The following is a 12,791-nucleotide window of genomic DNA, read 5'->3' on the forward strand; positions in this document are numbered from 1 at the left end:
CGAGCCCCCTTCTCTCGGCTGCGGGACGCCTAGGCATAGACCTTCTCCAGGCGCATGCCAAAGTCGCAGACCACCTCGTAGTTGATGGTGTTGCGCAGGCTGGCCATCTCGTCGGCGGTGATGCGCTCGTCGCCGTCCGCGCCGATGATGGTGACCACGTCGCCGTACTCGACCGGTCGCGTCGGCCGATACGAGCGCGCGCCGTTGACGTCCACCGCGAACATGAACTGGTCCATGCAGATGTTGCCGACCTGACGGCAGCGGCACCCGCCCACGAGGACGTCCATGTTGTTGGAGAGCTCGCGCGCGAGGCCGTCGGCATAGCCGATGGGGACGGTCGCGATCTGGATGTTCTGCTTGGGGACGCGATACGTGAGGCCGTAGCCCACGCCGTCGCCCACGTTGGGATAGAGGACCCGGACGATGCGGCCGCGCACGCTCATGACCGGCTCGAGGTCGATCTGCCCGAGCGTGGTGTCGGCGGGATGCAGGCCGTAGAGGCCCACGCCCACGCGGCACATGTCGAAGCGGCACTCCGGGTGGAGGATCGTCCCCGGGGTGTTGTCGCAGTGGACGAGCCCGGTGTCGAGCCCCGCGCCACGCAGGGCCTCGACCGCCTCGCGGAAGCGGTTGAGCTGCAGGGCGAAGTCCCAGTCGTCGAGCACGTCGGCGGTGGCGAAGTGGGTGAAGGTGCCCGCGCACTCCAGCCCTCGGTGGAAGTCGATCGTGCGGCGAAGCTCCACCACGTCCGCGCGGCGCACGCCGATGCGCGTCATGCCCGTGTCGATGGCGAGGTGGTAGCGCGCCACGCGGTTCTCGGCGGCGGCCGCCTCGCCGAGGGCGAGCGCGAAGTCGGCCGTGTAGACGGCCGGCATGAGGTCGTACTCCACGAGCGTCCGGACGCAGTCGACGGGAGGCTCGGAGAGGATGAGGATGGGCCACTCGATGCCGGCCTCGCGCAGCGCGATGCCCTCTCGCACCGTGGCGACGGCAAACTGGTTGGCGCCCGCGGCGTGCATGGTCCGCGCGCACGGCACGGCCCCGTGCCCGTAGGCGTCCGCCTTGACGACGCACATCATCTGCGTGCCGCGCCCCAGAAGGCGCCTGAACGCCGTGACGTTGCGACGCAGCGCCGCGAGGTTCACCTCGACCCAGGACCACCTGGTGTCCGGGCTCTTCACGGAATCCCTGCCCATGGCCATCTCCCCTCGCGCCGCGGCCTACTCGGCCAGTCCGTCAGGATAGGAGGCGTGCTCCTCCACGGCGTCGGAGGCAAGGCCCACCACGTCGATGAGGTCGCACGCCATCACCGCGCGCGAGCCGACGCGCTCGGCGGCGAGGGACCCGGCGTAGCCGTGGATCTCGCACACGTACGCGGCGAGAAGGGCGAGGTCGACGTCCTCGCCGGCGCGCTGGGCGAGGGCGGAGGCCATCATGCCGGCAAGGACGTCCCCCGAGCCCGCCGTGGCGAGCGCCGCCGGGCCGGGCTTGGGCAGCACGGCCTGCTCGACGCTCACGCATCCCGTCGCACAGCCCTTCGTCACCACCACGAGCTCGGAGCCGCCGTCGGCCCAGATGATCTTGCGCGCGGCGTCGAGCTGTCCCACGAGGGAGTCGGGCGGGTTGGAGGCCTGCCCGACGAGCCTTCCGAGCTCGGCGCGGTGCGGGGTGAGCACGAGCGGCGCGCGGCGCCTCGTGATCTCGGGGAAGTCAGGGAGCGCCCCGTTGGTGAGGCGGGAGAGGCAGTTGAGGCCGTCGGCGTCGATGACGAGGGGCACGTCGATGCCGAGGAGGGCGGAGACGACCGACGACGTCCCGCCCGAGACGCGCATGCCCGGACCCACGAGCACGGCCGAGGCGCCCTCCGCCAGCTTGCACACGACGTCCTTGGCGTCGGAGGAGATCGTCCCCTCGGCGTCCTCCGGCAGCGGCACGACGGGAATCTCGAGCAGGTGTGCCTGGGCGGCAAGCGCGGCAGAGGCGGGGACGGCGAGCGTCACGTATCCCGCGCCCATGCGGGCCGCGGCGCGCGCGGCCATGACCGCCGCTCCCGGGAAGCGGCACGAGCCGCCCACGACGAGCACCGAGCCGCGCGAGAACTTGTCGACGGAGAGCGTCTGCGGCGCGAGGACGCCGAGGTAGTCGGCGAGGTCCGTGCGCCATGCGACCGGGTCGGCCTCGATCACCAGGCGCTCGGTCTGCTCGGCGAGCGGCGCCACGACGATTGCGCCGCACACGTCGCGCCCGTCGTCGGCGAGCAGGCCGGGCTTGAGCGCGAGCATCGTGACCGTCATGTCCGCGATCACGCAGGAGCGCGCGGCGTGGCCCGTCTGGCCGGAAAGGCCGCTCGGCACGTCGACCGAGACCACGCGCGCCGGGCAGGCGTTCACGCAGTCGATCCAGATGTCGAAGGGGGCGCGGACCTCTCCGTGAAAGCCCGTCCCGAGCATGCAGTCGAGCGCGACGTCGGCGGTCTCCAGCAGGCCCTCGAGCTCGTCGCGCGAGGGGCCCACCACCGGCTCGATGCCGGACTTCACGGCGCTCTGCGCGACCTGCCGCGCGAGGTCGCCGGCAAGCTCGTCCGGCTCGATCGGGGTGACCACCTTGACGTTGATGCCGCGCGAGTGCAGCGCCTCGGCGGCGACCCAGCCGTCACCGCCGTTGTTGCCCAGGCCCACGAGCACCACGACGTTGTCAACATCCCCCAGCTCGATGACCTCCTGCGCCGCGGCAAAGCCGGCACGGTGCATGAGCTCGGAGACGCTCACGCCCTCCCGCGTGAGGGCGACCTCGACGCGCTTCACGTCCTCGATGTTAAGCACAGGCTGCATGTGAATCACTCCTCGAGAGAAGGTTGTCCGTCCGGGTCGACCTGGTCGCCCGAGACGGAGCCTTTCGGCTCGTCGGTCCCTGCCATGTCGTCGAGCAGGCCCTCCTGGACGCGCTCGAGCTCGTCGAGCACCGCCCTGGCCTCCTTGAAGGAGGCCGCCAGCCGGCGTGCCGCGTCGTCGCGCTCGGGCGGGGCGGGGCGCACCTCGTCGGTCACCGCGAGCGCGTTCGCCACCGCGACGTCTCGCGTGTGCGAGATGGAGAGCGCGATCTCCCGCACGCCCTTCTCGCGCGCGACCTCGGCCGCGCGGCCGGCGAGAAGAATGCGGGGCCGGCCCGCCTCATCGCGCGTCACCGACACGTCACGCAGGCCGATCCCCCCGGAGAAGCCCGTTCCCAGCGCCTTGAGCACGGCCTCGCGCGCGGCGAAGCGCGCGGCGTAGTGCTCCGCCGGACGCGCGCTCTTCTCGCAGTAGGCGCGCTCCTCGTCCGTGAAGACGCGGCGCGCGAAGCTGGGACGCCGCTCGAGCACGCGCTCCATGCGCGAGATCTCGAGCATGTCGACCCCTATGCCTGCCGTCGCCACTCGCACCACCTACTCGACGGTCACGGACTTCGCGAGGTTGCGCGGCTTGTCGACGTCGCAGCCGCGCGTCCTGGCCACGTAGCGGGCGAGGATCTGCAGGTGCACCACCGCGACGATGGGCACGAGCAGCTCGTCGGGCACCGGCGGGATCCACAGGACGTGCTCGACGAGCGAGGCCACGGCCTCGTCGCCGTCCGTGGCGACGGCGACGCACGTGGCGCCGCGCGCGATGACCTCCTGGATGTTGGAGACGGTCTTGTCGTGCACGCGGTCAGCCGGGACGATGGCGACCACCGGGAAGCCCGGCTCGAGCAGGGCAATGGGGCCGTGCTTCATCTCCCCCGCCGGATAGGCCTCGGCGTGCAGGTAGCTGATCTCCTTGAGCTTGAGCGACCCCTCGTAGGCCGTCGTCGCATTGACGCCCCGGCCGAGGAAGAGCGCCGAGTGCGCGCGGCGGAAGACCGCGGCGGCGCGCTTGTCCTGCCAGGAGCGCGAGATGACCTCGCGGATGAGGTCGGGGATGGCGCAGAGGTCGCGATAGTGACGGCTCACCTCGGGCAGGTCCATCTGCCGCTTGGCCTGGGCCAGCCGCAGGGCGAGCAGCGCGCTCGCCACCATCTGCGCGGTGTAGGCCTTCGTGGACGCCACGCAGACCTCCGGGCCCGCCTGCACGTAGAGCACGCCGTCGGCCTCGCGCGCCGCCGTGGAGCCGAGCACGTTGGTCACCGCGAAGACCTTGCAGCCCATCCCCTTCATGCGACGTGCGGCGGTGAGGGTGTCCGCCGTCTCGCCCGACTGCGTGATGATCACGCAGAGGGTGTGCGGCGTCACCAGCACGTCCTGCTCGTAGTTGAACTCGGAGGCGTAGTCGCACACGACGGGAACCTTCGCCCAGGTCTGGATGAGGGTCCGCGCGATGAGGCTCACGTGGTAGGACGTGCCGCAGGCGATGAGGTAGACGCGGTCGATGGCCGCGAGGTCGTGCTCGCTCATGGAAAGCTCGTCGAGCACGATGCCCTTCTCGCCGAGGCGGCCGGAGAGCAGGCGCTCGATGGCCTCGGGCTGCTCGGCGATCTCCTTGGCCATGAAGTCGGCGTAGCCGCCGAGCGTCGCCGCCGAGGCGTCCCAGTCGATGTCCATCGTCGCGGGGTCGTCCACGACGAGGCCCTCCTCATCGTAGACGGTCACGGCACCGCCCTGCTCGAGGCGGGCAAACTGGCCGTTCTCGAGCTGGATGACGTGGGAGGTGACGCCGGCGAGCGGGGTGACGTCGGAGGCGGCGTAGGCACCCCGCTCCGTCGAGGCAACGACGAGCGGGGAGCCGTTGCGGGCGCACACGATCTCCCCGGGCGCGTCGGCGCACACGACGGCGAGGGCCCACGATCCCCTGAGCCGGCGGCACGCGTGCCGCACCGCGGTCACGAGGTCACCCTTGCAGGGGCCCGCCCACGCGTCCTCGATGAGGTGCGCGATCACCTCGGAGTCCGTGTCGGAGACGAGCGTGTGGCCGATGCGCTGCAGATAGCCGCGCAGCTCGCGGAAGTTCTCGATGATGCCGTTGTGCACGATGGCGATGCGGCCCGTGCAGTCGCGGTGCGGGTGGGAGTTCTTGTCGGTGGGAGCGCCGTGCGTGGCCCAGCGCGTGTGGGCGATGCCGCAGGTGCCCACGAGGTTCGCGGTCTCGCAGCGCTCGGCGAGGGTCGCCACGCGCCCCGCGCACTTGACCCCGTGCAGCTCGCCGTCCGTACCGACGACCTCGACGCCGGCGGAGTCGTAGCCGCGATACTCGAGGGTCGAGAGGCCCTCGAGCAGGTAGCCGACCGCCTGGTCCCTACCGGTGTAGCCTACGATTCCGCACATGAGGGCCTCCTCAGGGGATTGGGTGCGTTTGAGTCACGTGCTCAGATTGTACCAGTGACGGCACGCACCGCCCGCAGCAGACCCGGAAACCACGACATGCCGTAACAGTCCGGCCACCTCCGGCGCGAGGCCCGTTCTTCTCGCCACGCGAACATGTCGCCACGGACCCGCGCGGCGCTTGTGCGGAGCCATGGCGACGCTTCGCGGCCGAGAAACGTCGCGAGTCCCCCGCGCACCGGAGCTGCGGGGGACTCGCGACGTTTTGGACAATCTTGGGCCGCGCGGTCTTACGCGCGGAACTTCTCCAGCGCGTCGAGCACGAAGGCGTTGGCCTGCTTGCAGAGCTCGTCGGTGGGCGCCTCGGCGAGGGTGCGCACCAGCGGCTCGGTGCCCGAGGCGCGCACGAGCACGCGGCCCTGGCCCTCGAGGAACTCCTCCGCCTTCTTGACGGCCGCGAGCACGCCCTCGTCGGACATGGCGGCGTCCTTGTCCGTCACGCGGACGTTCACGAGCTCCTGGGGATAGAGCTTCACCGGCGCGGCGAGCTGCGAGAGCTTCTCGCGCTCGGCGCGGTAGACCTCCATCACGCGCAGCGACGTCATGATGCCGTCGCCCGTGCACTCGATGTCGCCGAAGATGATGTGGCCGGACTGCTCGCCGCCCAGGCTGTAGCCGTTCTCGCGCATGCAGGCGTAGACGTTCTTGTCGCCCACGGCGGTGGTCTCATAGGAGAGGCTCGCCTCGTCGAGCGCCTTGAACAGGCCGTAGTTGCTCATGACGGTGGGGACCACGGTGCCGGCCGTGAGGCGGCCGTGCTTGTTGAGGTAGACGCCGCAGATGTAGAGGATGAGGTCGCCGTCCACCACGTTGCCGCGCTCGTCCACGGCAAGGCAGCGGTCGGCGTCGCCGTCGTAGGCGAAGCCCACGTCGAGGCCCTGCTCCACGACATGGCGGCGGAGGCGGTCGATGTGGGTGGAGCCGCAGTCCACGTTGATGTTGAAGCCGTCTGGGCTGTTGTTGATCACGCGGACGTCGGCGCCGAGGGCGTCGAAGACGGGCTTGGCCACGGAGGACGCCGCGCCGTTGGCGCAGTCGAGGCCGACCTTCACGCCCTGGAGCGAGAAGTTCGCGCTCGCGATGAGGTGGGCGATGTAGCGGTTGCGCCCCTGCATGTAGTCGACGGTGCAGCCGATGGCGTCGCCGGTGGCGAGCGGCACGTCGATCTCTCCGTCGATGTAGGACTCGATCTTCTCGAGGACGTCCTCGTCCATCTTGTAGCCCTCGCCGTTCACGAGCTTGATGCCGTTGTCGGTGTAGGGGTTGTGCGACGCGGAGATCATGATGCCGCAGTCGAAGCGGCCGTCGACGGTCTCGTACGCCACGCCGGGCGTGGGGATGACGTGCAGCAGGTAGGCGTCGGCACCAGAGGCCACGAGGCCGGCCACGAGCGCGGACTCGAACATGTAGCTCGAGCGACGGGTGTCCTTGCCCACGACGACGCGCGCCTTGCGATCCTGGCGCGCCCCGTAGTACCAGCCCACGAAGCGGCCGATCTTGAAGGCGTGCTCGACGTTGAGGCCCTCGTTTGCACGGCCGCGGAAGCCGTCGGTGCCAAAGTACTTCATGCTGTTCCCTCCAACGAGAGACGGGGGCGGGTACGTTTTGCTCCGCACATTCTCGCACTCACGCAAAGCGCGGGGCAAGTGTCACCGCAGGACATGTGGGGGATTTGTAATAAAAAACGGGCCTGCCGGCAACGTGCCGACAGGCCCGAAAGGGCAAGGAAACGCCTTAGCGCTTGGAGAACTGCGGGCGCTTGCGGGCCTTCTTGAGGCCGTACTTCTTGCGCTCGACGGCGCGGGCGTCACGGGTGAGGAAGCCAGCCTTCTTGAGGTCCTCGCGGTACTCGCCGGCGTCGAGAAGGGCGCGGGCGATGCCCAGGCGCAGCGCGCCGGCCTGGCCGGTGATGCCGCCGCCATCGCAGTTGGCGAGGACGTCAAAGCGCTCGGCGGTCTCGGTCAGACGCAGCGGGGCAATGGCGTTGTCCACGAGCTGCTGGCGGCCGAAGTACTGGGCGGCCTCGCGGCCGTTGACGACGACCTTGCCGGTGCCGGGGACGAGACGAACGCGGGCGACAGCCTCCTTGCGGCGGCCGGTGCCGGAGTAGACTACGGTGTTCTCAGCCATCGGTTAGGCCCTCCAATCGATCTGGACGGGGTTCTGGGCCGTGTGCGGGTGCTCGGGGCCGGCGTAGACCTTGAGCTTGGTGCCCTGCTTGCGGCCGAGGGTGGTCTTGGGGAGCATGCCCTTGATGGCGTGCTCGACGACGCGCTCGGGGTGCTTCTCCATGGCCTCGCGGAAGCTCTCGAGCTTGAGGCCGCCGAGATAGCCGGAGTAGCGCCAGTACTGCTTGTGATCGGCCTTGACGCCCGTGAGGACGACCTTGTCGGCGTTGATCACGACGACGAAGTCACCGGTGTCGGCGTTGGGGGTGTACTGCGGCTTGTTCTTGCCACGAAGAATCATGGCGGCGGTGGTGGCCAGACGGCCGAGCGTCGCGCCCTCGGCGTCGATGAGCACCCACTTGCGCTCGACTTCGCCAGCCTTGGCGAACTGAGTCGACTTCTTCACTTGACTCCTCCTACGTACCTGCTGAGATGACGGCTTCTGGACAAACCGCCGTGCTTTTGTCAGAGATTACGGGGCTCTGTGGAAAAGCTGTAAGAGTATAGCGCATCGCGTGCGCCGTGAGCAGGTGAATTTCTTGCACACAACCCGCACACGCATGGCGGACGCCGGGTCGTGCCGCGACTCCGGGGTCAGAGGCCGAGAAGGACGCGCCGGCCGCAGGCGCGCACGTCGGAGCGCGGGAAGCGCACGCTCACGCGCGGGGCGCCTCGCACGCCGGAGACCATGCCCGCGAGCACGCGCTCCCCGGCGGGGGCATGGGTCTCGATCGCCGGCGCCGCCTCGTAGAGCCACGTCGCCGTCCCCGGGGCGGGCTCGACTGCCTCGAGCTCCTCGATGGTCGACACCTCCACGAGCTCGAGGTCCTTCTCGCCAAGCTGGGCGGTCACGCGGGAGGGGCGCGTGTCGACCATCGCCCGGAGCGTGACGGAGCGCAGGGGGTCATACCCCTCGTAGCCCCCGCGCGACGCCTCGGCGAGAAGCTCTACGCCGCCGCCCCTCTCGACGCACGCGTAGGTCGTGGAGACGTGCCCGCCAGAGGTGACGCCGTCATCCTCGTACGCCACGTAGCGGCTCTCCCCGGGGCCGGGATAGAAGTCCACCACGCACCTGGTCCGGTCGAGGCCGCCGGGGTTCTTCTCGCCCTGTCGCCGCGGGTTGTTGTGAGCCTCCCACAGGGGCAGAATCGCGCCCGCGCGGACGAAGAGCGGGAGCTTCCAGAGCGGGGCTCGCACGCCGTCGACCGTCCGGCCCCCGGCATGGCGCTCGCCCGTGAAGTAGTCAATCCAGGCGGCATCCGGACCGCCCGGCAGGTAGATGCCGTCGCGGACGTCGTTTCCCGCCTCGTCGGCGCGCGTGTTGCGATAGACCGGCGCCACGAGCAGCGCGTCTCCGAGCAAAAACTCGTAGCGGGCCGCCTCCTCCGGCGCGACCTCGTCCGCCAGGAGCACGGAGCGCACCATGGGCAGGCCGAGGTCGTCGTTGCCCTCCCAGCCCCCGACGCACGACGCCGAGGCGGCGCAGGTCTTGAGGTAGGGCATGAGCCGGCTCTTGAGCTTGAGGTACATCCGGCAGATGCCCGTGTGCGGGTCGCCGTTGGCGTAAGGGAGCTTGGGCAGCGCTCCCCAGCCGTCCATGTCCAGCATGACGGGCGTGAGGGCCTTCCACTGGAAGTCGCGCGTGGCGATGACGGCGCTGCCGCCGAAGATGCCGTCCAGGTCCGAGGCCGCGTTGGGGTTGCCCGAGAGGCCCTGCCCCAGATACGTGGGGACGTGCATACGGATGTACTCCCAGTCGGAGCCATCCTGGTCGCCGGACCACACGGCGGCGTGGCGCTGCGTGCCCGCCCAGCCGTCGAGCGTGAGGACGAAGGGTCGCCCGCCCGTCTCCTCCGCCAGGATCTCGTGGCCCTGCTCGGTGGCGCTGAGGCCGAAGGAGTAGCCCTCCCCCACCCACTCCTCGTCGGTCTTGAGGGCGCGGACGCCGGCGCGGGACACCTCCGCGCGGAAGTCGCGCAGGTTCTGCCAGGTGACGTCCGGGTCGGGAGAGGGGGTGATCTGCGACTGGGCCCAGAGGCCCACCTCGACGCCGCGCTCGTTCGCGTAGGCCGAGAAGGACGCGAGGTTCTCGACGTTTGCCGCGATGGCCGCGAGGCGCTCGGGCGAGCTCTCGCCGTCCGGCGACACGCCGCCCGTGCGCTCGTAGCCGTTGTGCCCGTACCCCGACCCGTAGCCGTCGTTGGGGAGGATCCATCCGAGCGGCATGTCGTTGCGCGCGTGCTCGTCGATGACGGCGCGGGCGGAGAACTCGTAGGTGGTCACGCCCCGGTACTTCTCGGCAGAGGCGCAGAGCACCTCGTCGGTCCCGTTGAGGGACTCGGCGAGGTGCCCCTCGGGCACCACGTAGCCGCGGCGGCGACCCAGCTCGTAGCGGGTCTTTCCCGGGGCGTCCGCGGGGGCGGAGCCCCGGACGACCCACGCCTGCGCCCCGTCCTCGGGCTCGCACGACCAGGCATCGCGGTTGTAGGCGTTGAGATGGCCCAGGTAGAAGGCAAAGTCTGGGAGCAGCGCCGGGGTGCCGGTGACCTTGAAGTAGGCGCGCAGGATGTCCTGGGCCACGCGGCGCAGACCGGCGCCCGGGTCATCCGCGACGAGCAGGTACGCGTCCAGGACGCCGTCCTCGTGCGCGGCGACGAGCGTGTCCCCCGTAGAGCCGAAGTCGTACGCCCCTGGCGCGAACGTGTTCCTCAGCACCCCGTAGCCGGCGCTCGACCAGAAGAGGGGGCACGGTGACGCCACCCCGCCGTCACCCCACTGGTTGCTGTTCATGGGCGTGGTCACGATGCGCACGACGCTGCCCGAGTGCTCCACGCGCCCATTCTGCGTGCCGCCGCCAAAGAACCGCTCGCCCGCCGCGATGCGGAGCTCCTGCGCGGAGCGGCCTTCCCCGAGGCGCGCAGGCGCGGCCTCGCGCATCACGACGCGCCCGCGACGGCGAAGCTCCATCCTTCCGTCCGCGCGCCCAAGCAGCAGCTCCGTCTCGCCCGCACGGATCACGAGCGCGTCGCCCCCGTCGCGCACGGCGACGGAGGGGTGCGCGTAGACGGGGGACTCGTCGGGCTGCGCCTGGATGCGCGCGACGTGACTCGGCGAGACGGGACGCGTGTACTGCTCGAACGCCCCCGTCGGGTCCACCGTGACGCGGACTATGCCCTCTTCGAGGAAGGCGATGCGGCACGGCAGCCTCGTCTCGCCGGCAGGAAGGGAAACGAGCGCCCGATAGGGGAGCTCGGGGCTCACTCGGACATCGATCACGTACCACTCCTCCGTTGGTTGGGTGTTGGTTGGGGGACCCGCCGCGCCGCTGGCGTCAGGTTTGTTTGGCGCGCGACGGTGCGTGCCAAACAAACCTGACGCCAGCGGCGCGGCTAGCAGAGAAAGGCGTCTATCTCGGCGAGGCGCGCCTCGGCCTGGCGGCGGCCCCGCAGGTAGAGCGTGAGCAGCGCCTCGCCCGAGCGCTCCGCCGAGCCGACGGTCACCGGCTCCTCCGGGGCTATGACCAGGCACGCGCCCGCCGCCTCCTGCTCCCACAGCCGCTCGCGCTGCGCGTTGTAGCGCTCCCCGCGCGTCGCGAGCGCCTCCAGGTAGTAGGGGTAGCGGTCGTAGCGGTGCGACTTCAGGGCGAGCGCCTCGCTGCCCGCGCCGCGCCGATAGTCCCTGTCGCGCGTGAGCACCACAAGCGCGCGGCGCGCGGGCACGTGCCCCTCGACCTCGCCGCCCCCGGGAAGCCCCATCGCCGTCTCAAAGGGAATGGAGTCCGTGGTGCCGCCGTCGAGATAGCGATGGCCGTCGATCTCGACCATGCGGGACACCGTGGGCAGGGAGGCGGAGGCCCGCACCCTGTCTATGTCCTCGGGGTAGCGCCGCACGGGAAGGTAGGCCGGCGCGCCAAAGGTGACGTCCGAGGCCACCACGTAAAGGGGCGTCTCGCTCGCGTTGAACGTGTCGACGTCGCAGGGGTCAAGCCGGTTCTGAATCTCGTCGTACATGAAGTCCGCGCCGGCCATGTCGCCCGTGGTGATGAACGACCAGAGCGACATGAATCGCCGGTCGTCACGGAAGGCGAGCGTGTCGCGCATCATGCGGCCGATCTGGCGCGCGCGGAAGTTCGAGCCGTTGATGGCGCCCGCCGAGACGCCCCAGATGCTCGAGAAGCCGGTGAGGCCACGCTCCAGGAGCACGTCGATCACGCCCGCGGTGAACATCCCCCTGAAGCCGCCGCCCTCGAGCACAAGCGCCGGCACGTTGGTCCTCGCGTCCATCCGATCCCCCTTCGTCGTTTTTCTCGCCACATTGTGGCACGGTCGGCGCCGCGGCACAAAATGAGGCCGTCGGCCACGCTGGCCACGCTGGCGTTTGCACGAGCAAACTCCCCCGGGCCCCGAGGGGGAACGCAACACAGAAAAGCGGCCGCCAGCCCATGGGGCCGACGGCCGCAGCGCATTTGGTGGAGGTGCGGAGAATCGAACTCCGGTCCAAAGCAGATCCCTGACAGGTGTCTCCAGGCTCAGTTGCCGGTTAGGTCTCAGGCGCCGCGCACCCGGTAACCCGCGCTTGGCACCCCAGTCGGTTCGGTCTTTTCAGGCGGCATACCGACCACGTCCGCCCGAGCATCTCCCTGAGATGACACCGCACCGGCAACGGGAGCAATCACCGGATTGGCGCGCCGCTATCTAATTAAGCAGCGAGAGCCAGCTGAGGCTCAAAAGAGTTGTTGTCGTCAATTCAATTTGACGGTACCCCTGTTTAGCGTGGCGAGGAGACCACGGCCTGCTGCCCATCTCAGACCCACCCTGTCGAAACCAGTCACCCCCGGTTGCCGGGCGAGGCGAGAAGAACCACCACCATGCGGCTTTCAACGTACGCACCGCTCGCGCGACGTGAGGGTATTCTACCCGTTTTGCACCCGATGAACTTGCCTAAAAGGGGCCTGTCCCCTTTTAGGCAAAAGGGGCTTCGATTTGCAAGTTCAGCGAGACACCTACCAGACTCATCGAAACATGTCTCGCTGAGTCCGGGAACCATCACCCCTCGGGGGCCGGATCGGCCGGCCCGAGACACCGAGGAGGCAGCCATGCCGAAGAGGAAGAGGGCGCGGAAGGGCCCGTCGGAGAGGTCGTACGCCAGGCTGACGAGGCACGAGCGGCAGACCATCGAGAGGATGCTCGACCGCGGGAAGGGGTGTCGCGAGATAGCCCGCGAGATCGGGCGGGCGCCGTCCACGGTCGCCAACGAGGTCGAGAGGCACCGCTTCGTGACCTCGCCGCGCA

The 12,791-nt window shown here is 69.8% G+C and carries 10 protein-coding genes and 1 other RNA gene; 1 reads left to right on the plus strand and 10 read right to left on the minus strand.

From position 1 onward, the window contains the following. Window positions 1–29: 29 nt before the first annotated feature. From alr to ssrA, 10 genes are all read right to left on the minus strand, one after another. A complete protein-coding gene (gene alr / locus E0L17_RS10460) occupies window positions 30–1,196 on the minus strand; it encodes an alanine racemase (protein WP_502706250.1) in 1,167 nt (388 codons plus the stop codon). A gap of 24 nt (window positions 1,197–1,220) precedes the next feature. Next, on the minus strand, window positions 1,221–2,831 hold the full coding sequence (locus tag E0L17_RS10465) for an NAD(P)H-hydrate dehydratase (protein WP_167931172.1): 1,611 nt from the start codon (window positions 2,829–2,831) through the stop codon (window positions 1,221–1,223). A gap of 5 nt (window positions 2,832–2,836) precedes the next feature. After that, the gene (gene acpS, locus E0L17_RS10470) at window positions 2,837–3,415 is read right to left on the minus strand and encodes a holo-ACP synthase (RefSeq protein ID WP_167931173.1); all 579 of its coding nucleotides are present in this window, start codon (window positions 3,413–3,415) and stop codon (window positions 2,837–2,839) included. A 9-nt stretch (window positions 3,416–3,424) separates the two neighbouring features. Continuing rightward, window positions 3,425–5,275, minus strand: a complete 1,851-nt coding sequence (glmS, locus tag E0L17_RS10475) for a glutamine--fructose-6-phosphate transaminase (isomerizing) (protein ID WP_167931174.1) — start codon at window positions 5,273–5,275, stop codon at window positions 3,425–3,427. Window positions 5,276–5,562: 287 nt separating this feature from the next. Then, window positions 5,563–6,900: a phosphoglucosamine mutase gene (gene glmM, locus E0L17_RS10480; RefSeq protein ID WP_167931175.1), complete on the minus strand. Its 1,338-nt coding sequence runs from the start codon at window positions 6,898–6,900 to the stop codon at window positions 5,563–5,565. Window positions 6,901–7,066: 166 nt separating this feature from the next. Beyond that, entirely contained in the window at window positions 7,067–7,462 is a 396-nt protein-coding gene (gene rpsI / locus E0L17_RS10485) for a 30S ribosomal protein S9 (RefSeq protein WP_075278930.1), read from the minus strand. Window positions 7,463–7,465: 3 nt separating this feature from the next. Next, the gene (rplM, locus tag E0L17_RS10490) at window positions 7,466–7,906 is read right to left on the minus strand and encodes a 50S ribosomal protein L13 (RefSeq protein WP_075278931.1); all 441 of its coding nucleotides are present in this window, start codon (window positions 7,904–7,906) and stop codon (window positions 7,466–7,468) included. A 188-nt stretch (window positions 7,907–8,094) separates the two neighbouring features. After that, window positions 8,095–10,776, minus strand: a complete 2,682-nt coding sequence (locus E0L17_RS11315) for a glycoside hydrolase family 31 protein (RefSeq protein WP_167931176.1) — start codon at window positions 10,774–10,776, stop codon at window positions 8,095–8,097. 113 nt (window positions 10,777–10,889) lie between these two features. Beyond that, window positions 10,890–11,783, minus strand: coding sequence for a patatin-like phospholipase family protein (locus tag E0L17_RS10500; RefSeq protein WP_167931177.1), 894 nt, complete (start codon window positions 11,781–11,783; stop codon window positions 10,890–10,892). Between the two features lie 183 nt (window positions 11,784–11,966). Next, window positions 11,967–12,335, minus strand: a transfer-messenger RNA (tmRNA) gene (gene ssrA / locus E0L17_RS10505). A 260-nt stretch (window positions 12,336–12,595) separates the two neighbouring features. Here ssrA and E0L17_RS10510 point away from each other — a divergent pair. Beyond that, the coding region (locus E0L17_RS10510) for a helix-turn-helix domain-containing protein (RefSeq protein WP_167931178.1) at window positions 12,596–12,791 on the plus strand (196 nt) is incomplete at its 3' end.

It is taken from the genome of Olsenella sp. SW781, assembly GCF_012027725.1.
Taxonomy (GTDB): Bacteria; Actinomycetota; Coriobacteriia; order Coriobacteriales; family Atopobiaceae; genus Thermophilibacter.